This window comes from Arthrobacter sp. D5-1 (genome assembly GCF_017357425.1).
GTDB lineage: Bacteria > Actinomycetota > Actinomycetes > Actinomycetales > Micrococcaceae > Arthrobacter.
On sequence record NZ_CP014571.1, the window covers coordinates 2,235,722 to 2,257,129 of the forward strand.

Genomic DNA, 21,408 nt, shown 5'->3' on the forward strand with positions numbered 1-21,408 from the left:
GACGCCCGACATGATCAAAGGCATGCGCGAAACCCTGGTTGCACCGCCTATCGAGGATCTTCTCGCTGGACGCCCCGTGACACATTTTGAGCGGACGATCCCAAGGTCCGGTGGGCGCTCCGGACCTTACTGTCTCCATCTTCCGCCGGGTCGATCACGCGCCCGGCGGACCAGGCATCTATAACATTCATGGCGGGGGAATGGTTATGGGTGACCGCTTTCTTGGAGCGGATTCCCTCGTTGACTGGGTTGAGTCCCTTGGTGCAGTGGCCGTTTCAGTGGAGTATCGACTTGCCCCCGAACATCCCGATCCGGCGCCGGTGGAGGATTGTTATGCAGGCTTGGAGTGGATGGCCGCCAATGCCGAAGAACTGGGTGTCGATCCCCACCGGATCGTCGTTGCAGGCGCCAGTGCTGGCGGCGGACTCGCTGCAGGGGTGGCGTTGCTCTCACGCGACCGTGGTGGCCCTTTCCTGGCCGGCCAGTTGTTGATCTACCCCATGCTGGATGATCGCAATGAGACCGTTTCCAGCCACCAGTTTGATGGCATAGGTGTATGGGACCGTACCAGCAACGACACTGGCTGGAATGCGCTCTTGGGGGAACGGCGTGGAACCAACCAAGTTTCCATCTATGCCGCCCCTGCGCGCGCTGCGGACCTCTCAAACTTACCTCCAGCGTTCATCGATGTCGCTTCAGCCGAGGTTTTCCGGGATGAGGACATTGCCTATGCTTCAACCATCTGGATGTCCGGTGGGGAGGCCGAATTGCACGTGTGGCCGGGTGGCTTCCACGGTTTCGACATCTTCTTTCCCCAAGCGGCGCTCTCGATATTGGCCCGCGAAGCCAGAACCCGGTGGCTACGACGAGCGTTGGGCGCCTGACCGGCCCAGCCGGCTGGGAGATCTTCGTTGCCGGATTGGCCGGAGTGGCACACCATAGAGTTCGTAGAGACCGACGACGGAGTGGGTGGTATCAGTGCAGGGACTCGTGTGGCGGCTCAAAGCGCTCGATCCGGTAGCCTCGGAAAGCCTCAAAGTCATCGCCTACTTCGATACCCTGATCAACAGCCGGGCCAACGCAGACATGCTCATCCGTGGGGCAGCAGCCCTGTGCGGCTGCCCCGTGGGTTATTCGCTGGAAGGCCGGAGCATCTGTGTAGATGCATCGGGCCAGAGAATCACCAGCGAGCAAGGGCAGTGGCCCTCCCAGCCATTCGGCATTGACGGGAAAGCATGGATTCAACGCGCCAGGCCCGGGTTCGTCAACGACGAGCTGATTCTGGAACGCCTCGCACTCGCCTTGGGCGTCTTTTGGGACCGGACCAGTCCGGTGGCCATCACGCGACGGGCGATGGAGGCGGTCATCGACGGTGATATGCCGGAGGAAAAGCGTTCTGAGGGGGCAAGGCTCCTGCACCTCGAGCGGGACAGGATGTATCGGGTTCACGCAACGCCGGTAACGACATCCATGCCTGGTCCCACTGCATTGGTCCAAACGCCCTTCGGACCCATTAAGGCAGGGATCCGCCCATCCACAGAAGCGCTTGAGGAGGTTGGCCCCACAGGAGTAGGCCTCGCGCGGGCCCCCCGCGAACTCTATTACTCCTGGGAAACGGCCCTGCTGGCCCTCCGACTCACCACTCCACGCCACAGTGTGCAAACGGCTGACGAGCTCGGAAGTCTCATCGTCCTGGCCGGGCGGGCAGACGACTCCGGGCAGGAGCCGACCGATGTCACCAATTTGAGGCAATTGGTGGAGGGTCAGCCGAAAGCGTTGCCCATGCTCGAAGCCATAGCGGAGTCCAGCAGCCTGCGATCTGTTGCCGGACAGCTCCATCTGCACCATTCAAGTGTTCAGAGCCGTGCTGCAGAACTCTCAATCGCCTTGGCTTTCGATATCCGGACGCCAGTTGGGCGGGTTCGCCTAACGCTGGCTCTGGCTCTTTTCCGGCTTGCAACAAATCGCTTCGACTGACGTGCTGCCCATGATGAATCAGATCCTCTCAGGTGCGAAGGGACCTTCAAGTTGCAGTCCCTATCCGCGGTGGCCCGGCGGACGCGCCGGTTTGTCACGGCAAAGGTGGTGGGATATGGGCGCTGGGAGTCGTACCTCCTTGCTCAGGCAGGCAATTCCAGCCGGAAGCCGCAGCTCACGCAGCGCAAAATCTGGGTTCTAAGCTGGACGTCAAGCAGTTGAGACAAGTCATCTCCAGGAATGCTGCTGGCGGTCAGGGTCCGTCGCACTTCGAGGGGTACTCTGGCCATGGGCTCGCTGCAATGAAGGTAGCTGTCGCCGAAGAGGATGAGCCCTTCGAGATTCGTTCCGGTGTTCAGCCGTGCAGCAACTTCGCTGAATCGCGTGAAGTGCGAGAGTATCGAACCGCATCCGGTACAGCTGTAAGAGACCTCTACGACGAGGCCGACTGTGCGGGCCCGTGCTGTTTCAATCGCGTGTAGCACCAGGTAGCCGTCGGTCCGGCACGTCGGGCACCACGTTCTCGACCCTTGGGGCAGGGATGTCCCACCCGATGGAATGGAGTTCTCTGCCATGACGGCTACCGGTCCTCCTCATCCGTGAAAGAGGGGCTGCTTTCCCGGTAGGAATGGACGCGGCAGACTATCGGGCGATTAGTCGGCTTCCCTGCTGTGGCTAGGGCCGTTGGGGGCCGGTTGATGAGCGACAAGATGTTGCCTCCTCGTTGCGCTGGTAAGGCGCTGCCGGGGTCTGGGGCAACAACACCAGCGTAGGCACCAAGGAGGCCGCGAGTCCATAGTAAAGAACCCTGTGAGGGCGAATCCTCTCAAAACAAAGGCCCTGAGCGCTCCGTTAGCTCCGGTGCTTCCCTGCGAGGGGGCAGGTGAACGGGTCAGCCGCGGCGAGACCTACGGTATTGAGGTAGCGGATCACGATTCCGTAGGAGTGCATCAGCCTGGTTTCGGTGTATGGAATGCCCATGAGAACGCAGTGTTCTTTGACAAGTTGGCTTGCTTCTCGCAGATGCTGGCGGGGCATGTCGGGAAACAGATGGTGTTCAATCTGGTAGTTGAGCCCACCCATGAAGAACGTCACGAACCTGCTGCCGGTGATATTGCGGGACGTGAGCACTTGCCGGGTCAGGAAGTCGGCGCGACTGTTTTCGGGAAGTATCGGCATCCCTTTGTGGTTTGGCGCAAAGGTTCCTCCCATGTAAAGCCCGAAAACGGCGACCTGAACCCCGATAAACGCCGCAGCGATCCCAGGGGACAGCGTGAGGAACAACAATCCGATGTAGGTGCCAAAACGCAGGCCCAGCAGGCCAAGCTCAAACCAACGGAACTTCACGGGGCCGCGGCGCAGCAAGTACCTGAGCGAGTCGATATGCAGCGTCCAACCAAGGAACAGTAGCAGTGGGAAGAGGAGGTAGCCCTGTCGTTTGCCGAACGCCCGGGAAAATCGTCCACGGTTGTTGGCCACTTCGTTGTGAAAGACGATGGCACCGGGAGCGATGTCCGGATCCCGGTTAACCACGTTCGGCCGGGCGTGATGCCTGGAGTGCTTGTCGGTCCAGTAGGCATAGCTCATGCCCACCATGAGGGTGGCGATCAGGCGTGCTGTCCACTCGTTTGCCGCCCGGGTGGCAAAGACCTGAAGGTGCCCTGCTTCGTGCCCGACCAAAGCGAACTGCGTGAAGACAACGCCGAGTGCCGCCGCTACTGCAAGCTGGAGCCACGAGTCGCCCAGAAGGAAGAACGCCGCCCAGACGCCGGCACCCGCGATGATCAAGAGCATCAGCAGCAGGATGTAATAGCGGCGGCACCGCTCGAGCAGCCCCGCTTCCTTAACTGAGGTCAAAAGGCTCGCATAGCTGCTGGTGACTTTGTTGATGCGAATTGCGGACGTCGTCTGCCTGGCTGCTGGTTTGACTGTGGGTACGACCGGTGGGGGCTCTTTGATGAGCGACAAGATATTGCCTCCTCGTGTGTGCTCTGAATGCACTGCCGAGGTCTGGGGCAACAACACCAGCGTAGACACGAAGGACACTGTGAGTCCATAGGGAACGGACCCGGGCGGGCAATCCTTTACAGCCGGTCACATGGAAAGTGCTAAATCTTCAGAGTGCGCTTGACGATGCTTTCGGCGACATCGTGAAGGTTTTGCCGCGAGGATCGGGCGTGTGCGCGCAGCACGTTGAAGGCACTGTCCATGTCGAGGTTTTTGGTCTGGGCAATGACGCCTTTGGCTTGCTCGATGAGCACCCGGGTGGTCAACGCGCGTTGGAGTTGGTCGTTGAGGACGCCAGCTTCGCGGATGGTGCGCTCCTGCAGAAGGCTGATAGTGGCAACGTCGGCCATGGCCTGGGCAATGGAGGCGTCTTCGGGGGACAGGGCGCCGGTTTCGGCTCCGAACAGGCCCATGGCGCCGATGACCCTGGTGTGGACGCGCATGGGTACGGCGTGCACTGACCTGAAGCCCATGTCCAAGGCGATTTGCTGGAAGGCCGGCCAGCGGTCACCAAGGGCGCCGATGTCATCGACGGTGATGACTGTTCCTGTGTGGTAACACTCCACGCACGGCCCCGCTCCGGCTTCGAGTTGGAGCAGTTCCACCAGTTGGCTTTGCTCGCTGGTTGAAGCCAGCAATTGCAATTCGCCGTCGGCGTCGGAGAGCAACAGCCCGGCTTGGGCGGCGTCGAGTAAATCGACGGCGTCCTCCACGAGCGTGTGGAGCAAGTCCAGGACGTCGTAGTCGGCAACGAGGGTGTCGGTAAGCTTCACGAACGTATCGCTGAGACGTTCGGCTCTGCTTTTGTTTACCATGTCTGCATTTTACTGTGATCCGGTTTCTGCGGCGCCCGCGGCCGGCGTGAAATCCAGCTTTCGGCTGACAACGTCCAGCGCGGTGTCCTGCAATGATCGTCCGCTGGCGAATGCATGACCGCGCAACAGCAGCAATGCTTCATCGGCGGTGCTGTCGGTCTGGACCAGAACCATGCCGGTTGCCTGGTGGATTTCACGCCGGGCCAGTGGAATGGCCGCCGATCCGGTCTCATTGCCGGGCAATAATCCGCGCAGCAATGTCCAGGCGGTCCGGCTGGCGATTTGTGCGGCCCGGCTGACCTGGGCGGGGCTGAGTTCCCGCGGTGAGGTGCAGTACAGTTCTGCTACCCCGATGACCAGGCCGCCGGCGAGCAACGGAAAAACAAAGAACGCTGCCGCCTCCGTTCTGGTGGCCGCCTCGGAAAAGGCCGGCCACGACCGGACCCCTTCGGCGGTCAGGTCGGGGATCACCACCGGCAGGTGGGTGCGGAAAACATCCCACCGTGGCCCGTCCCCGAGGTCGTACTGGAGCTCATCGAGCCGGCCGGCCGTAGCGTCGGACGCGCACATCAACGTTTCGGCGGCTGAACCACCGAAGACAGATACAGCTGCGCCATCAATAGGCAGTTCCTGGAGGAACGCGGCACACAGATCGCCGTGGGGTGCGTTCCACGGCGCGGCTGTCAGGTCAGGCACGCTTGATCAGAGCTCCCGCGATGGCTCGGCTGCACCAATGACCACCATTCCTGTTTTTCCTGGACAGTCGGACTCTGACTGCTTCCTCAACCATAAACCCGACGGCGGTTGAGGCCCTCGACGGCGGTGGTCGCCACGGTCTGCTCATCACCTTTCGAGAGGCGTTATTTCTCGAAAAAGGTTGAAGTGTCGGACGCGTTGACCCGCTGGACGATGTTTTCGGCGACTACGTGGAGTTTTTGGTTGCGGTCGCTGGAGGCTTTCTTAAGGATTTCCATTGCCCGTACCTGGCTGCATCGGTTCTGGGCCATGATCATTCCGCACGCGAGGTCGATCACGGTCCGGCTTTCCAATGCAGACCTAAGATCGTCGGCCAGCTGTTCTGCCGTCGTGATCCTGACAGCCAGACGAAGGGCCCTACCGGCCATATCGCCAAAAACCCGGGCATCTTCAACGGTGTTCGGAGTGAACTGATCTGCCGGTGCGGCGAAGAAGTCCAGGACAGCGTCGGCGTCGTCCCCCAGCCCAAGGGGGATACCCATGGCACTGCGGTACCCCTCGTCGGTGAGGGTCCTGCAGTAGTTGGGCCAACGTTGGTCGGCCGCAGCATCCGAGACAATCATGGGCTTTCCCAACTCCAGTGCTTCCACGCAAGGTCCTTCGCCGAGGCGTTGTTCGATTTGATCCAGCCAGAGGGCGATGTCGCTGCTGCCGGCGATCGTGGTGCGGCGTTTGCGACGGTGCAGCGCTACCGCGCATTCGATCTGCGTTCCCTCGGTGTGGGTTAGCTTTTCCGACGCGAGCCCAGCCATGCCCTGAAGGAAACCCTTGAGGTCGTCGGTCGACGTTATCAGCCGGTTCAGGTGATCGAAGCCTTCCTCCAGCTCGTTGTCCGTCATGCGTCCAATCTAGGGTTTGGCGTCCTGATTCACAATGAATGGTGGGTGGCGTCCGGTCAGGACGCCGATTGCTTAGCTGGCTAGTGCGTTCTTCTGCCGCGTGGTGATGCTCGATGGTCCGCCGCAGTGTGTGCACCTGATGGTGTAGGACTTGGACGTCGTGAAGAGGGGGACGAAGAACAGGGTGAACTTCGTGGCGCGTTGCTGCAGGTGGTGATGAGCGAACTGGCCGCAAAACCGGCAGGTAGCCATTCGTCCGGGCAATTCCCGGATGGCGGTTTTAAGACCGAAGATGAGAAACATCGGAGATGCCTTTCAGGGAGTTCGTGGGGTTTTCTGGTGGGGACATTCACTTCCGTCGGTACTGCGCGCAGGCAAGCGACCCCAGAGAAGATAAGCAAGCTTTCCTACCCAGTCTACGCATAAAGTCTACATTGTAGAAATGTCTATCCCTGCCGTTCTGGCGAGTGGACTCGTGAAGGCCGGTTACCGAAACCACCACCGCGGTCAAAGTTCCGCACGTTCGGAGACCGGCCGCCGTCGAACCGTGGGCCCAGGTGCGGCCTGCCGAAGGGGCCGGATGGCCAGGCCGGGGATCACCATTCCGACACGGTTGGCCCAGGCGGGGATTCCGGGGGAGCCCCCGGTATCTTTCGACTCCCCCGGCAGTCGCGTAGATTGAACAAACACGGCGCTTGTCGCCATGGTCCGGACGGGAATCATTGGACGCCATGCGGCCGACAACGGGAGCGGGCTCTTTCTGACGGGAGTTACGTTGCGCGAGATATCTCTTCCCTCCGGTGAGGCTGTCCCGGTGCTCGGGATCGGAACGTGGGGTATGGGCGAGAACCCCAGCACCGCCCCGCGAGAGACCGCTGCGATCCATGCGGCCCTGGATTTGGGAATGTCCGTAGTGGATACAGCTGAGATGTATGGCAACGGCGCGGCCGAGGAACTCGTCGGAAGGGCGCTGGCAGCCCGGCGGAAAGAAGCGTTCCTGATCACCAAAGTCCTGCCGCACCACGCGACATTACGCGGAACCATCGATGCTTGCGAAGGTAGCTTGCGCCGTCTTGGAACGGACATCATCGACCTTTATTTGCTGCATTGGCGCGGCGTTGTGCCCTTGGCCGAAACGCTCGAAGCATTTGAACGCCTGCAGGAGGCCGGGAAGATCCGGCACTGGGGCGTCAGCAACCTCGATGTGGCGGACATGGAAGAACTTATGCGCCTGCCGGGCGGACGGAAAGTCGCGACCAACCAAGTGCTCTACAACCTGACCCGCCGAGGTATCGAGTTCGATCTTTTGCCCCGCTGCGGCGACGGGGGTATACCGGTGATGGCGTACTCGCCGCTGGAGCAGGGGAGGATGCTGAATGATCCTGTGCTGGTGCGAATCGCAACCGAACACGGCGTAAGTCCCGCGCAGATCGCCCTCGCCTGGGTGCTCAGGCATCCGCTCGTCCTCGCCATTCCCAAAGCTTCCAGCCCGCACCATGTCCAGGAATGCCAGCGGGCCCTCGACGTTCAGCTTGCGCCCCACGACCTGGCGGACCTGGATCGCGCCCATCCTCCTCCCACCCACAAACGCGTGCTTGAGATGATCTAGGCGGTATCAGGGCTTTTCGGTCAGCGCCCTCGGCGAGGGCGCGATGATGGCCCGCGGAGTCCCGGCGGGGAACTGTACTGAAGTTGGCAGACGGAAACATCCCTTGTGGTGGCCGGCGATCACTGCGAGACTGGCAGTGCATCGCGCCGCTCCCTCGTTACGTGGAGGAGGTGCCACGAGGCCAGTTCGGTCCGCACCATACTCGCCGCAGCACCGTTCCAAGGAGGCTCGCCATGAAAACTGTCGTGCAGTACGGAATCAGTCAGGGCGGGCCGGGTGATGGAGCATGATTGAGGTTGCATTGTTGGTGATCCTTAAGGCCAAACCCGGCAAGGAGAAGGACGTCGCAGATTTCCTCCGCTCCGCGCGTTCCGTCGTTGAACAGGAGCAAGGCACGCGTGCTTGGTTCGCCCTCCAGTTAGACGAATCGACTTTCGGAGTATTTGACGTTTTCCCCGATGACGACGCCCGCCAGACCCACCTCTCCGGGGGAGTCGGGCAGGCACTTGCCGCTCAGGGAGCAGAGTTGTTCAGTGTGGAACCGAACATACAGAACATCGATGTGCTCGCATACAAACTCCCCGGTGAAGGCGGATAGGGGCCGGCAAGCCGTCGCCGCTCCACGGTGCCACGTCATGCGCAGGCTTAGGAGCAGAGGGTGACACGTTCGGACACGAGCCGTGCCGAGGCGTTCAGCGACGCCGTCATCGCGATCGTCATCACGTTCCTTGTACTTGAGCTCACGCCGCCGGAGACTGAGCCAGGCGGGCTGATGGCCGGGTTGTTGGGTCAGTGGCCGACATACTTGGCTTATGCGGCCTCCTACACCTACCTGGCCGTGATCTGGCTCAACCATAAATCAACCTTCTCCCGTATTCGGCAGATGGATATCGGCCTGCAGTGGGCTAACCTTGGCATCCTCGCCACGCTCGCTCTTTTGCCTTGGCCCACAGCGGTGATCATCGATACAGCCAAGTCAGGCAATCTGGCCGATGAGCGGGTCGCGGTCGCGCTGTACGCGATCGTCGGGGCACTGCTGTGCCTGTCATGGCTGGTCTTCTTTTCGCACCTGGCACGGCACCCTGAGCTCACCGAGGAGGAGGTGGAGGATACCTATTTCGCGCGCGAGCGGCCACGTGCCCTTGCCGGGGTGGTGCTTTACCTCGCGGCGGGAACGGCAGGTGTCCTCGTCCATCCGCTGGTCGCATCGGTGATCTTTGTGATCCTGCCTGTTTTCTACGGTCTCACCAGTCACGGGTTCGATCACAGGCCGGCCTTCCTGCGGGGCCCGTAGGCCACTGCTCGTTGCCCCTGTCTACCTCGCCGGTGCAGTTCCCACGCTCCACCCTCATGTCGAGCGGACCTGCGTTATGTGGCCCTACTGACGTTGCAAGCAGGATCCCTGGCCCATAAGGTACTAAGGAAGCTTACCTTTTGGTTGAGTGCAGTAGTCGATTTGCCGATCAACATCGAGGAGAACGCGCAGTGCCAGTTGAGGACAACATCAAGATTCCAGGGACTCCGTCGATTGAGAGCCCCGCGGTTGAAGAGCCAACAGATGCACGGGAGCCGTTGCCGCCGAAGCCTGATCAGCGGGGTCCGGAGGCCGTGTCACCTACGGGGAGCCCCACCGGAGCACCCGTGAACTCGCGTTCGCAGTCCGGCCAGTACCTGACAACGGCCCAAGGTCTAAGGCTTGGAGATACAGACCATTCACTCAAGGCGGGTCCGCGGGGCCCGATTTTGCTGCAGGACCATCACTTGCGTGAGAAGATCACGCACTTTGACCACGAGAGAATTCCCGAGCGTGTTGTCCACGCCAGAGGAGCCGGGGCACATGGAATCTTCCGCTCTTATGGCACGGCTTCAAAAGTCACAAAGGCAGGGTTCCTTGCGCCGGATGTGGAAACCCCGGTGTTCGTGAGGTTTTCCACTGTCCTGGGATCAAGGGGGTCCGCCGATACCGTCCGTGACACCCGTGGCTTCTCCACGAAGTTCTACACGGATGAGGGCACCTACGACCTGGTGGGAAACAACATTCCTGTCTTCTTCATCCAGGACGGCATCAAGTTCCCGGACATCATCCACGCGGGGAAACCGCACCCTGACAGGGAGATCCCGCAGGCCCAGAGTGCGCACGATACATTTTGGGATTTCGTTTCGTTGCACACCGAAGCCCAAGCCCACACGATGTGGAATATGTCTGACCGCGGAATTCCCCGTTCCTACCGGACCATGGAAGGGTTCGGCGTCCACACATTCAGGTTGGTGGATGCGGCCGGTAAGACCACTCTGGTGAAATTCCACTGGAAGCCGAAGCTGGGCGTCCACTCATTGGTGTGGGAAGAGGCCCAGATTATTAACGGCATGGATCCCGATTTCCACCGCCGTGATCTGGCGGATGCGATCGAATCAGGTGCCTACCCGGAATGGGAGCTCGGCATCCAGACTTTTCCGGACACTGAAGATCAAATGTTTGAAGGTATCGACCTTCTGGATCCCACCAAGTTTATCCCTGAGGAATTGGCGCCGGTTCAGCCGATCGGGCTGATGACGCTGAACGCCAACCCGACCAACTACTTTGCCGAGACCGAGCAGGTAGCCTTCCACCCCGGACACCTCGTCCCAGGTATTGATGTAACCAACGATCCTCTGTTGCAGGTCCGGCTCTTCTCCTACCTGGACACGCAGATTTCGCGGCTCGGCGGCCCGAACTTCGCGCAAATTCCCATCAATCGTCCCCACGCCCCGGTCAATGACATGCTGCGTGACGGTATGCACCAGACTGCCGTGCATGGGGGAGTAGCCCCTTACCATCCAAATTCCCTTGATGGTGGTTGCCCCTTCATGGCAGGGCAGGACGTGGGAGCATTTGTGGACGTCCCTGAGGAAGTCGCCACAGGAATGAAGGAACGGCGCAATCCCGCGTCGTTCGATGATCACTTCAGCCAAGCCCGGCTGTTCTTCCACAGTTTGACTCCGGTGGAGCAGGACCACGTGATCCAGGCTTACACCTTCGAGCTTGGCAAGTGCTACGAAGTGGCAATCCGGGAACGGCAACTTATGGCGTTGGCCAATATTGATGCCGGCCTTTGCGCTGCTGTCGCCAAGGGCCTCGGGATGCCCGCTCCCACGGCCACCGTTGACACGCCGGACGTGGAACCGAGCCCTGCTGTGTCCCAGATTGGTGGGAAGTGGCCTGTTGCCGGTCGCGTCGTGGGCATCATCGCGGACAGTGAAAGTGACCTGTCGTTGGTGACAGCGGCACGCGAGGCGCTGGATGCGGCAGACATGGTTCCGCTGGTTATTGCACCGTCCGGAGGTGTGATCGAGTCGGATCAGGGTCCGGACGTGACTGTTCAAAGGAGCTACCTCACTGCACGCTCCACCGAATTCGACGCAGTCATTGTGGCAGGCGGAGGCACTCCGGCAGCCGACGCCATGCCGGGCCGCGACGCCAAGGCCGGTGAACCCGGGGTGACCCTTGATCCGCGGGTGGTCCTGATGGTGTCCGAAGCGTTCCGTCATGGCAAAGCCATTGGTGCCTGGGGTCCAGGTGCCGCAGTTCTTGACGCGGCCGGCGTCCCTCAGGCTGCCCCCGGGATCGTCAGTGGTGAAGGTCCGGACACGGTAATTCCGGTGGTCCGGGAATTGCTCTCCGCACACCGGGCGTGGGAGCGGTTCCCGGTGGCGGGGTCGGCTTCTTAGCCCCCAAGGACAAACTGTTAAGCACGACGGCGGCGGGTTGCCCCTGTGGGCCAGCCCGCCGCCGTCGTGGTGTCAGGCCGGTCGGTGCTTCCGCACCCTCCTCAAGGCGGCTACTGCCCCCAGACCCGCCAGTACCCACGGGGCACCGACAAGTATGGGGTCGATCCACTGATGGTTCAGGTCGGCGCGCTTTTTCCCGAAGCGGGAACGCGCACCATGGTGGGTGAACTCGCTGAGCACGCCGGTTTCGGTCACCGGGTTGTCCGGTTGCAGAGTTGCGAATGCGCGCACGTGGTTTTCCCACGCGTCCACTCTGTCGGCGGCGATCAGCACAAGCCAGTGGGCTGCGCGGCCCTCGCTGTATTTCCCGTACGCGTACTTCCGCAGCGCACCGGAGATGCCCTTGGGAGGGGTTGAGGTGCCAAAGACGGGGGTCACGAAAGCGTGTTCAATGGACCGCTCCCGGGGCCATTTCTCCTTCTGGCGTTCGGGAAAGTCCCAGCGCGCCCCGGTCTCGATACCGGGCTGCTCGCGGGGGTAGGAGGGCCTGTCCGCCGGGTCGAGGTCCACGCCCCATCCCGGGATCCGTGCCCGCAGCTCCTCCGCAGTTTCCTTCAGCGCGGGCGTGCCGGAGGTGTAGGGCGTCGGTATTTCAGCCATTGCGATCCCCTTTCAGACCGTGGTTGCGACGATCAGGGGCTTGATGCAGTCATCAAGCTTCGCCGAGAAGATGTGGTAACCCTCGGCGATGTGCTCCAGAGGGATGCGGTGGGTGACAATGTCGCTGGGTTTAAGATGCCCGTTCTGGATGTGTTCGAACAACCGGGGCCACTGCCTTTTGACAGGGCACTGGTTCATCCGAAGCGTCAGCCCTTTGTTCATCGCGTCACCGAACTTCACGGCGCTGAAGAGCGGTCCGTAGGCGCCCACTACTGACACCGTGCCGCCCTTGCGGACGGAGTCGATGGCCCAGTTGAGGGCGATGGGAGACCCACCCTGCAGTTTCAGCTTGCTGCTGGTCACGTGCTGGAGGAAGTTACCGTCCGCTTCGGCTCCTACCGCATCTATCACGACGTCGGCGCCCAGGTAGTCCGTGGCTTTTTTCAGGTGCACCACAATGTCGTCGTACTCAACAAAGTTATAGGTTTCGGCATGGGCGAACGAGCGGGCCTTTTCCAATCGGTATTCCAGGTGGTCGATGACGATCACCCGCCCCGCTCCCATGAGCCATGCCGACTTTGCCGCGAACAGGCCCACCGGGCCGGCACCGAACACCACAACGGTGTCACCTTCGGCAATGTCGCCCAACTGGGCGCCGAAGTAGCCAGTAGGCAGTGCGTCCGTGAGCAGGACTGCGTCTTCCTCGTCCATCCAGTCCGGAATCTTGCTGGGACCCACGTCAGCGAACGGCACGCGCACAAACTCAGCCTGGCCGCCGTCGTAACCCCCGCAGGTGTGGGAGTAACCGTAAATACCGCCTACGGCAGTGGCGTTCGGATTCACGTTGTGGCAGTTGGAGTACAGGCCGCGTGAGCAGAAGTAGCAGGACCCGCAGTAGATGTTGAACGGAACCATGACCCGGTCCCCGACCACCAGGTTCTGCACCGAGGAACCCACCTCGTGCACCACGCCCACAAACTCATGACCGAAGGTCATCCCGACCCGCGTGTCCGGCATCATGCCGTGATAAAGGTGCAGGTCTGAGCCGCAGATGGCCCCCAACTTCACTTGCACGATCGCATCATTGGGATGTTCGATCTGCGGTATGTCTTTTTCTTCCACGCGTACCTTATAGGGCCCGCGATACACCATGGATCGCATCAGTTCCCCTTCCGGGAAGTAGTTCGTTCCGGCATTGAAATGACCGCCCGGGCCTAGGTGCCGGCGGGGTGGAGGACGACTTTGGTCCAACCGTCGACGCGGTCATCGAAGTTTCTGTAGGCCTCCGGGGCCTTGTCCAGGGGAAGTTCGTGGCTGACCAGGAATGAGGGACTGGCTTTTCCGCCGGCAATGAGGTCGCGAAGGGCCCGGTTGTATTTCTTGACAGGGCACTGGCCGGAGCCCATCGTTTGTCCTTTGAACCAGTAGTTTCCATAGTCGAAGGCCACCTGCCCCTGCTTGGCGAGTTCGTCCGGGGCGCCAGGATCCTGCGGCAGGAACACGCCTACGACGCCTAGGCCGCCGACGAACCGGACGGAGTCCACCAGGCGGTTCAACGTCAGGTTGGGCTGTTCGTTTCCGCTCGGGTCGTGGGCTTGGTACCCGACGCATTCGCAACCCCGGTCAGCCCCGAACCCCATGGTTTGGTCTTTGACGAACTCAACAGGGTCCACTTTGGAATCGTCCACAGGGATAGCGCCGATCTGTTCCGCCAGCTTCAGGCGGTCACTGTGACGGTCCACCACCATGACTTTTCCGGCGCCCTTGATGATGGCCGAGTAGGGGCCATGAGTCCTACTGGCCCTGCCCCGTAGATGACGACCGAGTCCCCGGGGTAAACGCCGGCCATCTCGGTTGCGTGCCATCCGGTGGGGAAGATGTCCGCGACCATGACATAGTCGAGTTCCTTCTCCTCGGCGTCCTCGCCCAAGCGCAGGCAGTTGAAGTCTCCGTACGGCACGCGCAGGTACTCGGCCTGTCCGCCTTGATACGGGCCCATGTCCGCGAACCCGTATGCAGCCCCGGCGAGCTTGGGTTCGGGCTGCATGGTCAGGCAATAGTTTGTGAAGCCACGTTCGCAGTTCTTGCAGAATCCGCAGGCGATGTTGAAGGGCAGTACGACCCGTTCGCCCACCTTGACCTTGCTCACCGCGGAGCCGGTTTCGATCACCTCACCGAGGTTCTCGTGCCCGAAGGTGCGTCCGGTCTCGAAGCTGGTGCGGCCCTCGTACATGTGCAGATCGGAACCGCAAATATTCGACGACGTTATTCGCACCAACACGTCGGCGGGGTGCTCAATCCTGGCATCAGGTACGTCCTCGACGCTGACGTCGTTCGGCCCTTTGTAGACTACTGCCTTCATTTTTCCGCTCTTTTCTTGTTGCCCAAGCCGATCCGACCAAGTCGATGTAGCTTTCCGGGGGCGCAGGCGCAGAAATGGCGCGGGGTCCTGAACGGAATAATGGCGCAGCCGTAACCCAGAAACGGGTGTTGATTCAGCGAGGAAATGGGGAGTGCAGGTTGAGACGCGAGAGTCGCTCAGAAGGGGCCGTAAGGCCCAACGCTTTCAGACCGCAGGATGTCCGGGACGATCCGCCTGCTGGTCCGTCCGCAAACGAGACAATGAATAAGCTTCAATACTAAGCACACTTATTAATACTGTCGAGGTGTAGCGACAGAAAAGATGACGATCAATTTTGCCGGTTGCGTTGGGCGGGAATGGTGACAGTCACGGTGGTGCCCTTGCCCGGCTGGCTGCTGAGCTTGATCGTTCCGCCGTGGGCGTCGATGACGGCCTTGGCGGGGACTAACTGAATTTTGGCCCGAGGTTCCATACATCAGGCTTGCCCGCCAGCCTCAGCCGACACCATCACTATGCGACCACGGAAGCGGCGGGACGGTGCCAAGGCAGGGCCTCCGACGGGTCAAGCTGCTGGGTTGAGCTTCTGCCGCAGTTGCTGCAGTGCCATATGAACGACGGGCTCGGATTTATGGATCTCCCTGACATTCATCCCGGTGAACTCTTTGATGGCCCGGCGCATGCTTTGAACGTTGGTGAATCCGCTCCGTGTCGCAATTTCTGAGTAGGTGATTCTTTGAGCATGGGCTTGAAGCAGAAGCTCCAACGCTTTCCGGGTTCTCAAGGCGCGGATTCGCTCACCCAAACGGAGTTCTTCGGTCTCAAAAAAGTAGAACAGGGAGCGACGGGAGAGGTTGAACGTTCCGGCGATCATTGCCACGTCCAGATTTGGGTTGTCGTAACTGCTCTCAAGGTATTTCTTTACCGCCCGGCTTAGTGCCGGTTTCTGTGTCTCATCGTCGGCCGGCGATTCGAGCAGGGAGCCCACCAGGGTTGCCATGACGGATCGTAGGATCTCACTGGTTCCTGATGCCTCACTGTCGATGCCGGGCCGCTTCCAACTCATCAATGCGGGTATCACGAAGGTGCCCACAATGGGGTGGCTTGCAAGGTCAGGCAGGCGAAGAAGGGAGCGCAGTCCGCCTTCGCTGACATTGAGACTGACGCGGTCCATGTTGAGTTGCTGTGCGTGGAATCCTTCGGGTGCATCGAAACTGCCACCAAGCGAGGTGTCGATGAATCTCACCGAACCCGTTGGAACCGGCTCGGGGGTGCCATTGAGATCGAGGGTCAGACCCGACGCCTTGCGGAAGTAGGCCAGGCGCAAGTCAGTGGAGTCGGGATTCGGCGCCCAAAAGCCCAGCGCGGGGGTGTTGTGCATCTCTATGAGGCTGAAGCCCGGTCCGGCAAGATTAATAGCTGAGGGACTGACGGACGCAGGACTCTCTCCTTCTGACCGCTCCAGCCTCATTGGTGTTTCGACGGCGTTGCCGTACCAGACCCGCCAATGCTCGAACCTTTGTTCTGGAGTGAGCCCTTCCGGTACTGCGTAACGTCGCACACGGGCGCTGTTCCCGTCACCAGATTGAGGCATGCCGTCCTCCTTTACCAGCTGAGCATCATGGCAGTCTTGCGAGCTGGCACGGCGGCTTAGGGAAGCGCTTGCGGTGACTCGTCAGACCGACCGAAAATGAGGTCCGCTGGTAGGTCAATTTTACCTCCGGATGCACCTTCGGCTGGTGCGTTGATGTGTATATGTTTTTCACAGAGGTGCGTCTTGCAATTATTTGGCCAGCGCCTCAAGGAGCGGCCGGTGTGTGGGGAAAGCGGGCTCATTTTCCTGCCGGTTGATAATTTCGTTTCCGTCGAAAAGCGGTCTGGTTGCCAGTTGATTTACTCGGTGGGGGGAGAGGACATACTCGACGGCCAGGATGCTGGCGCCAACCACTCCAGCTTCCGGCCCGGTTTCGGACTGGGTGATTGTCAGGTGCTGGGTCGCTAAAGGCGTTGATCGTGCGTAGACCGTTTCGCGTATCCCTGCCATGAGGTGTTCTCCGGATTGGGCAAGCGATCCGCCCACAACAATCAGGGCGGGGTTGATGAAGCTCACGCACATGTTGAGCATTTCTCCGATGTCGCGGCCCGCTTGGCGGACCGCTTGGACAGCAGCCAGATTCCCGGAACGAACCAGCGAAACGACATCGCTTCCAGTGGTTGCCTCAAGCCCGCTGTCGCGGAGTTGAGCGGCGATGGCAGGTGCGCCTGCAATGGCTTCCAGGCAGGCACTCTTGCCACAGCGGCAGAGAATTCCTGCCCCCCGGGAAACAGCAATATGGCCGACGTCTCCGGCGACACCTGCCGCGCCACGCTGCAGTTCTCCTCCGCTAACCACTCCAGATCCGATGCCAGTGGCGACTTTGAGGAAAATCATGTTCTCCTCGTTGGGCCAACGGGTCGCCCGCTCGCCGAGGGCCATAAGGTTGACGTCGTTATCGACGAGTACGGGTACGCCCAAGGTTTGCTGAATGTAAGCGGGAACATCGAATCCGTCCCACCCTGGCATGATCGGCGGGCTCGTCGGCTTTCCGGTGGAGTGCTCTACCGGGCCAGGTAGTCCGATGCCGACGGCGATGACGTCCGCAGTCGGGCGCGCCAAAAGTTGCAAGTGTCCCTTCACCATCGTCAAAAGCCAGTCCAGGACCGCTTCGGGTCCGCATGAAATCTCCAGCCGCTCAGTGGTTTCCACGAGTATCGTTCCTGACAGGTCAGTGAGGGCCACTGTGGCGTGTGTCGCGCCGACGTCTGCGGCCGCCACCAACTTTGCGCCTGGGTTGAAAGCTAGCCGCGCCGATGGACGACCTCCAGTAGAAGGTGCCCCTGATACGGGAACCACCAGTTCCAATTTCAGGAGCGGCTCAAGGCGGGAACTGACGGCAGCTCGGCCCAACCCTGTTGTTCCAGCCAGGTCTGCTCTGGTTCGTGGTTGTCCGTCCCGCAGGATTTGCAGTAGTTCGCCGGGTCCGCCGTTGTCCATGACACTCCAATTCGGGGCTAAAAAGAGGTTGTTCGTGAGCCTGAATTCTTGACGCGTCGGGCTCACCGGACCCTTAGGGCCCTCATCTCCACTTAGTGTCAAGCGGCTCACTCGTTCCCGTCCACCCGGCGAAGTGCTTAGCATCACAAAGTGCAACTTGGGCGTGCATTCGACCCCCATCAGCGTCAAAAGGTGCAGACTTTTGTTGGGCCCCTGACCAAAGCCACGTGCTGCGTGTCACTGTTTCGACATGGACAACGACAGAACCACGACAGCCCCCTCCCGGCTACGGGCCGGATTCGTCGGCGCCGGGTTCATGGCCGAGGTGCACAGCCGGGCCGCCCGCGCTGCAGGGGCGGATATCGTCGCCATTGCGTCTTCGAGCCGTGCCAGCGCCGACCGCGCCAAAGACCGCCTGGGTGTGCAGCGGGCTTACGATTCCGCCCAGGACCTTTTCGAGGACGACGCGATCGACGTCATCCACATCTGCACGCCGAACGGCACTCATTACGGACTGGCTGAAGCTGCGCTGAAAGCAGGTAAGCATGTGGTCTGCGAGAAGCCATTGGCCACCAACGTCCAGGATGCAGCCGAACTTGTAGAGCTAGCCGCCATGGCCGGGACAGTTGCGACCGTCCCCTTTGTCTATCGCTTCCATCCGATGATCCGGGAAGCCCGGGAACGTATTTCCTCGGGCCAAGCAGGACGGATCTCCGCTATCCAGGGCTCTTACCTCCAAGACTGGTTACTCTCCCGGGAGGACGACAACTGGAGGGTGGACGCCGTTGTGGGTGGGCCCTCGCGGGCGTTTGCCGACATCGGCTCCCACCTGTGCGACCTTCTCGAATTCGTGAGCGGTGAACGGATAACCAAAGTCAGTGCCATGAGCAGGACTCTGTTCCCGGGCCGGGCGAACAACAGGGACATTCAGACCGAGGATCTCGTGGCGGCTGTTTTCGCCACTGATTCGGGCAGCGTGGGAAATCTCCTGGTCAGCCAGGTTGCGCCCGGCCGAAAAAACCGCCTGATGATCGAGATCGCGGGTTCAGAGAGCACCCTCCAGTTCGACCAGGAAGCCCCGGAGACATTGTGGCTGGGTAAGCGGGCGGGGTCCCAGTTGCTTGTCCGTGATCCGGGGGCACTCAGCCCGGAAGCAGCACGGCTCAGCGTGCTGCCAGCTGGTCACCCGCAGGGTTATCAGGATGCGTTCAATGCGTTCGTGGCCGATACCTATGCCGCCATCGGCGGTGACCTCCGCGAAGGCCTGCCGACCTTCCAGGACGGACTCAGATCAGCCGTCCTTACAGAAAGCATCATCAAATCCAGCAAGGACGGCGAGTGGGTCGACGTCCCAAACACTAAAGAACCAGTAGGAGTGCAGCTATGAAGATCATTCAAGTAGGCCTCGGCGCCTGGGGCGCCTCATGGCTGAACGTGATTCACCACAGCAAGAGTTGGGAGCTGGCCGGCGTTGTCGACGTCAACCCCGACGCTGCGAGGGCCGCGGGTGAACAATACGGAATCCCTGCCTACGCCACCATCGACGAGGCGCTGGGACACAAGGACACGTTCGACGCTGCCTTGGTCATTGTTCCACCCGAGTACCACGCAGCGGTGGCCATCCCAGCTCTGGAAGCAGGGGTGCACACACTCACTGAGAAGCCCCTCGCCCACAGCCTTGAAGACGGCATTCGCATCATTACAGCGGCAGAGAAGTCCGGCAAACAAGCCATGGTTTCACAGAACTACCGTTTCAAGCGCGCCGCCCGCACTGTTCAGCGCCTCATCCGCGACGGAGTCATCGGAGACCTCGAGCACGTCTTCATCGACTACAAGAAGAACCCGCCGTTCGAAGGGTTCCGGTTGGAAATGGATGAACCACTGATCGTGGATGCCATGATCCATCACCTTGACCAGCTCCGCGGCATCGTTGGTGTCGAACCCACCGCCGTGCGTGCGCGCTCTTGGAACACTGGCACCTCCAGATTCAAGGGCAACGCCTCCGCCGTGGTGCAGTTCGACTGCGACAACGGGGCCCGCGTCGTCTACACGGGATCGTGGAGCTCATACGGTCCGCAGACCAGCTGGGACGGCGACTGGGAAATCCAAGGCAGCAAGGGCACCATCACCTGGAAGAACAACGAAGTCACCATCAACTTCGCCTCACTGTTTGACACCGTCTTCCTTGCCGGCGCGGTGGAACGCTCCGGCGTCATGCACGTCGATTTGGACCCGTTGCCGGTGGAGGAACGCTTGGGGACCCTCGAAGCGTTCCGCGACGCCATCCAAACCGGAAACAAGGCTGAGACGGATGTCACCGACAACATTCAGAGCTTGCAACTCGTCATGGCCACCACCGACTCCGCCCGCCAAGACGGCGCGCCCATCACCTTGAAGACCAACGCCGAACTCTTCGGCAGCCACTAGCACTTCCGACCCGAGGAAGTGTCGAATTGACTGGAGATACAAACATGCAGCCACAAACAGCCACCGGCTCGTCCGGTCCGGTTTCCGGGAAGGCTGGCCCCGGAAAATCCCACGACGATTCCCGTTCACGGCTTTCCGGCATCGGCGACTTCATAGGTGCGCAGGGCCTGCTGGTCGTCGTCCTGCTCTTCGGTGTACTGCTGACGTTCCTCAGCCCGGTATTCCTGACCACAGTCAACCTGGTAAATCTGTTCTACCAGTGCACGATCCTCGGTGTGTTCGCCATTGGCATGACCTTCGTGATCCTTACTGGCGGCATCGACGTTTCTGTAGGATCGACGGCTGCCCTGTCGTCGGTGCTGTCCATGGGCGTGATCGTCAACATGGATATGCCGCCGGCAATCGGACTACTGACCGGCCTCGTGGTTGGAGCCGGAGTCGGTGCCGTCAACGGACTGATGGTCACCAAGCTGGGGATATCCCCGTTGATCGCGACCCTGGCAACACTCTCCGCCGGGTCGGGAATCGCCTTCGCCTACTCCGACGGCGGCAACATCACACCTGTACCCAAGGTGCTCACCGAGGTGGTCAGCGCCAAAATCACAGGAATTCCCCTGCTCATACCGGCCGTTCTGGTGCTGGTGTTCCTGGCCCATCTGGCCCTGACCCGCACTACCTACGGACGCTCCATCTACGCCGTCGGCGGTAACAAGGAAGCTGCCCTGCTCGCAGGGATCCGGGTAGACCGCGTCACCATGAACGCCTACATCATCGCTGGTCTCTCGGCGGGCATGGCAGGGCTTCTGCTCACCGGCCGCCTGGCCTCAGGAAGCCCGAGGGCGGGCGACGGCATTGAGCTGACAGTCATCGCAGCTGTGGTCATCGGCGGAACAAGCCTCTTCGGCGGCCAAGGAAACATCAAGGGCACACTGCTCGGCGTGCTGTTGATCGCAATGGTTTCCAACGCCGTGAACCTGCTCGGAATCCCTTCCTCCTACGACCGGATTGTCCAAGGCGTGGTGATCTTCGCCGCAGCCGCCCTGGACGTCTACCGCTACAAGTACGTCCAAAAGAACCTGTCACGTAAACGCAAGATCGGACCGCCGCCGTCGAAAGACGCGGACGGCACTCGTGCACCGCAAACTACCGAAGCTCCGGCCTGACGCCTGACGCCCCACGCAAGCAGGCCGCCCCGGCCGGCATGCCCTAGCACCCAA

21 protein-coding genes are annotated in these 21,408 nt (G+C 60.9%); 9 read left to right on the plus strand and 12 right to left on the minus strand.

Features of this window, described 5'->3' with window-relative positions; translation table 11 throughout:
• The first annotated feature begins 206 nt into the window (after positions 1 to 206).
• Entirely contained in the window at positions 207 to 884 is a 678-nt protein-coding gene (locus tag AYX22_RS10160; protein ID WP_347565840.1) for an alpha/beta hydrolase fold domain-containing protein, read from the plus strand.
• 94 nt (positions 885 to 978) lie between these two features.
• Positions 979 to 1,977 (plus strand): hypothetical protein, encoded by a 999-nt coding sequence (locus tag AYX22_RS10165; protein ID WP_207597295.1) that lies wholly within the window; start codon positions 979 to 981, stop codon positions 1,975 to 1,977.
• 852 nt (positions 1,978 to 2,829) lie between these two features.
• Here the strand turns inward: AYX22_RS10165 and AYX22_RS10170 are convergent.
• The 5 genes from AYX22_RS10170 to AYX22_RS10190 all read right to left on the minus strand — a co-directional run bounded on the left by AYX22_RS10170 (position 2,830) and on the right by AYX22_RS10190 (position 6,697).
• Positions 2,830 to 4,023: an acyl-CoA desaturase gene (locus AYX22_RS10170; protein WP_207597296.1), complete on the minus strand. Its 1,194-nt coding sequence runs from the start codon at positions 4,021 to 4,023 to the stop codon at positions 2,830 to 2,832.
• A 62-nt stretch (positions 4,024 to 4,085) separates the two neighbouring features.
• Positions 4,086 to 4,799 (minus strand): GAF and ANTAR domain-containing protein, encoded by a 714-nt coding sequence (locus AYX22_RS10175; protein ID WP_207597297.1) that lies wholly within the window; start codon positions 4,797 to 4,799, stop codon positions 4,086 to 4,088.
• 9 nt (positions 4,800 to 4,808) lie between these two features.
• Positions 4,809 to 5,495, minus strand: a complete 687-nt coding sequence (locus tag AYX22_RS10180; RefSeq protein WP_207597298.1) for a GAF and ANTAR domain-containing protein — start codon at positions 5,493 to 5,495, stop codon at positions 4,809 to 4,811.
• 164 nt (positions 5,496 to 5,659) lie between these two features.
• The gene (locus tag AYX22_RS10185; protein ID WP_207597299.1) at positions 5,660 to 6,394 is read right to left on the minus strand and encodes a GAF and ANTAR domain-containing protein; all 735 of its coding nucleotides are present in this window, start codon (positions 6,392 to 6,394) and stop codon (positions 5,660 to 5,662) included.
• Between the two features lie 72 nt (positions 6,395 to 6,466).
• Positions 6,467 to 6,697 carry a zinc-ribbon domain-containing protein gene (locus tag AYX22_RS10190; RefSeq protein WP_207597300.1) on the minus strand — a complete coding sequence of 77 codons (231 nt, stop codon included), beginning with the start codon at positions 6,695 to 6,697 and terminating at the stop codon, positions 6,467 to 6,469.
• A 472-nt stretch (positions 6,698 to 7,169) separates the two neighbouring features.
• On the opposite strand from AYX22_RS10190, the gene AYX22_RS10195 reads away from it, so the two are divergent.
• From AYX22_RS10195 to AYX22_RS10210, 4 genes are all read left to right on the plus strand, one after another.
• Positions 7,170 to 8,003, plus strand: a complete 834-nt coding sequence (locus AYX22_RS10195) for an aldo/keto reductase (protein ID WP_242703590.1) — start codon at positions 7,170 to 7,172, stop codon at positions 8,001 to 8,003.
• 286 nt (positions 8,004 to 8,289) lie between these two features.
• On the plus strand, positions 8,290 to 8,601 hold the full coding sequence (locus AYX22_RS10200; protein ID WP_207597302.1) for an antibiotic biosynthesis monooxygenase: 312 nt from the start codon (positions 8,290 to 8,292) through the stop codon (positions 8,599 to 8,601).
• Between the two features lie 60 nt (positions 8,602 to 8,661).
• A complete protein-coding gene (locus tag AYX22_RS10205) occupies positions 8,662 to 9,297 on the plus strand; it encodes a TMEM175 family protein (protein WP_207597303.1) in 636 nt (211 codons plus the stop codon).
• A gap of 191 nt (positions 9,298 to 9,488) precedes the next feature.
• Positions 9,489 to 11,711 carry a catalase gene (locus AYX22_RS10210; protein ID WP_207597304.1) on the plus strand — a complete coding sequence of 741 codons (2,223 nt, stop codon included), beginning with the start codon at positions 9,489 to 9,491 and terminating at the stop codon, positions 11,709 to 11,711.
• A 72-nt stretch (positions 11,712 to 11,783) separates the two neighbouring features.
• On the opposite strand, the gene AYX22_RS10215 is transcribed toward AYX22_RS10210, so the two are convergent.
• The 7 genes from AYX22_RS10215 to AYX22_RS10240 all read right to left on the minus strand — a co-directional run bounded on the left by AYX22_RS10215 (position 11,784) and on the right by AYX22_RS10240 (position 17,764).
• Complete coding sequence (locus AYX22_RS10215; RefSeq protein ID WP_207597305.1) at positions 11,784 to 12,371, minus strand: hypothetical protein; 588 nt, start codon at positions 12,369 to 12,371, stop codon at positions 11,784 to 11,786.
• Positions 12,372 to 12,383: 12 nt separating this feature from the next.
• Complete coding sequence (locus AYX22_RS10220) at positions 12,384 to 13,532, minus strand: zinc-dependent alcohol dehydrogenase (RefSeq protein ID WP_207597306.1); 1,149 nt, start codon at positions 13,530 to 13,532, stop codon at positions 12,384 to 12,386.
• A gap of 53 nt (positions 13,533 to 13,585) precedes the next feature.
• Entirely contained in the window at positions 13,586 to 14,113 is a 528-nt protein-coding gene (locus AYX22_RS24045) for a hypothetical protein (RefSeq protein ID WP_242703591.1), read from the minus strand.
• The gene (locus tag AYX22_RS24050) at positions 14,089 to 14,733 is read right to left on the minus strand and encodes an alcohol dehydrogenase catalytic domain-containing protein (protein WP_242703592.1); all 645 of its coding nucleotides are present in this window, start codon (positions 14,731 to 14,733) and stop codon (positions 14,089 to 14,091) included. The genes AYX22_RS24045 and AYX22_RS24050 overlap by 25 nt, the downstream gene beginning before the upstream one ends.
• 328 nt (positions 14,734 to 15,061) lie before the next feature.
• Complete coding sequence (locus AYX22_RS10230) at positions 15,062 to 15,205, minus strand: HAMP domain-containing histidine kinase (RefSeq protein ID WP_207597307.1); 144 nt, start codon at positions 15,203 to 15,205, stop codon at positions 15,062 to 15,064.
• 90 nt (positions 15,206 to 15,295) lie between these two features.
• Positions 15,296 to 16,324: a helix-turn-helix domain-containing protein gene (locus AYX22_RS10235; RefSeq protein ID WP_207597308.1), complete on the minus strand. Its 1,029-nt coding sequence runs from the start codon at positions 16,322 to 16,324 to the stop codon at positions 15,296 to 15,298.
• A gap of 189 nt (positions 16,325 to 16,513) precedes the next feature.
• Positions 16,514 to 17,764 (minus strand): ROK family protein, encoded by a 1,251-nt coding sequence (locus AYX22_RS10240; RefSeq protein WP_207597309.1) that lies wholly within the window; start codon positions 17,762 to 17,764, stop codon positions 16,514 to 16,516.
• 250 nt (positions 17,765 to 18,014) lie between these two features.
• On the opposite strand from AYX22_RS10240, the gene AYX22_RS10245 reads away from it, so the two are divergent.
• Genes AYX22_RS10245 through AYX22_RS10255 form a run of 3 tightly spaced genes read left to right on the plus strand, consistent with a single transcriptional unit; the run spans position 18,015 to position 21,354 of the window.
• Complete coding sequence (locus AYX22_RS10245; protein WP_089594926.1) at positions 18,015 to 19,151, plus strand: Gfo/Idh/MocA family oxidoreductase; 1,137 nt, start codon at positions 18,015 to 18,017, stop codon at positions 19,149 to 19,151.
• On the plus strand, positions 19,148 to 20,191 hold the full coding sequence (locus AYX22_RS10250; RefSeq protein WP_207597310.1) for a Gfo/Idh/MocA family oxidoreductase: 1,044 nt from the start codon (positions 19,148 to 19,150) through the stop codon (positions 20,189 to 20,191). Before AYX22_RS10245 ends, AYX22_RS10250 begins: the two co-directional genes overlap by 4 nt.
• Positions 20,192 to 20,235: 44 nt before the next feature.
• The gene (locus AYX22_RS10255) at positions 20,236 to 21,354 is read left to right on the plus strand and encodes an ABC transporter permease (protein ID WP_207597311.1); all 1,119 of its coding nucleotides are present in this window, start codon (positions 20,236 to 20,238) and stop codon (positions 21,352 to 21,354) included.
• Positions 21,355 to 21,408 lie beyond the last annotated feature (54 nt).

Bases quoted from the DNA above. Each gene is read 5' to 3' on its own strand.
- AYX22_RS10160 (WP_347565840.1), top strand. From the start codon at position 207: ATGGGTGACCGCTTTCTTGGAGCGGATTCCCTCGTTGACTGGGTTGAG.
- AYX22_RS10175 (WP_207597297.1), bottom strand. From the start codon at position 4,799: ATGGTAAACAAAAGCAGAGCCGAACGTCTCAGCGATACGTTCGTGAAG.
- AYX22_RS10185 (WP_207597299.1), bottom strand. From the start codon at position 6,394: ATGACGGACAACGAGCTGGAGGAAGGCTTCGATCACCTGAACCGGCTG.
- AYX22_RS10190 (WP_207597300.1), bottom strand. From the start codon at position 6,697: ATGTTTCTCATCTTCGGTCTTAAAACCGCCATCCGGGAATTGCCCGGA.
- AYX22_RS10200 (WP_207597302.1), top strand. From the start codon at position 8,290: ATGATTGAGGTTGCATTGTTGGTGATCCTTAAGGCCAAACCCGGCAAG.
- AYX22_RS10215 (WP_207597305.1), bottom strand. From the start codon at position 12,371: ATGGCTGAAATACCGACGCCCTACACCTCCGGCACGCCCGCGCTGAAG.
- AYX22_RS10220 (WP_207597306.1), bottom strand. From the start codon at position 13,532: ATGCGATCCATGGTGTATCGCGGGCCCTATAAGGTACGCGTGGAAGAA.
- AYX22_RS24050 (WP_242703592.1), bottom strand. From the start codon at position 14,733: ATGAAGGCAGTAGTCTACAAAGGGCCGAACGACGTCAGCGTCGAGGAC.
- AYX22_RS10230 (WP_207597307.1), bottom strand. From the start codon at position 15,205: ATGGAACCTCGGGCCAAAATTCAGTTAGTCCCCGCCAAGGCCGTCATC.
- AYX22_RS10235 (WP_207597308.1), bottom strand. From the start codon at position 16,324: ATGCCTCAATCTGGTGACGGGAACAGCGCCCGTGTGCGACGTTACGCA.
- AYX22_RS10240 (WP_207597309.1), bottom strand. From the start codon at position 17,764: ATGGACAACGGCGGACCCGGCGAACTACTGCAAATCCTGCGGGACGGA.
- AYX22_RS10245 (WP_089594926.1), top strand. From the start codon at position 18,015: ATGGACAACGACAGAACCACGACAGCCCCCTCCCGGCTACGGGCCGGA.
- AYX22_RS10250 (WP_207597310.1), top strand. From the start codon at position 19,148: ATGAAGATCATTCAAGTAGGCCTCGGCGCCTGGGGCGCCTCATGGCTG.
- AYX22_RS10255 (WP_207597311.1), top strand. From the start codon at position 20,236: ATGCAGCCACAAACAGCCACCGGCTCGTCCGGTCCGGTTTCCGGGAAG.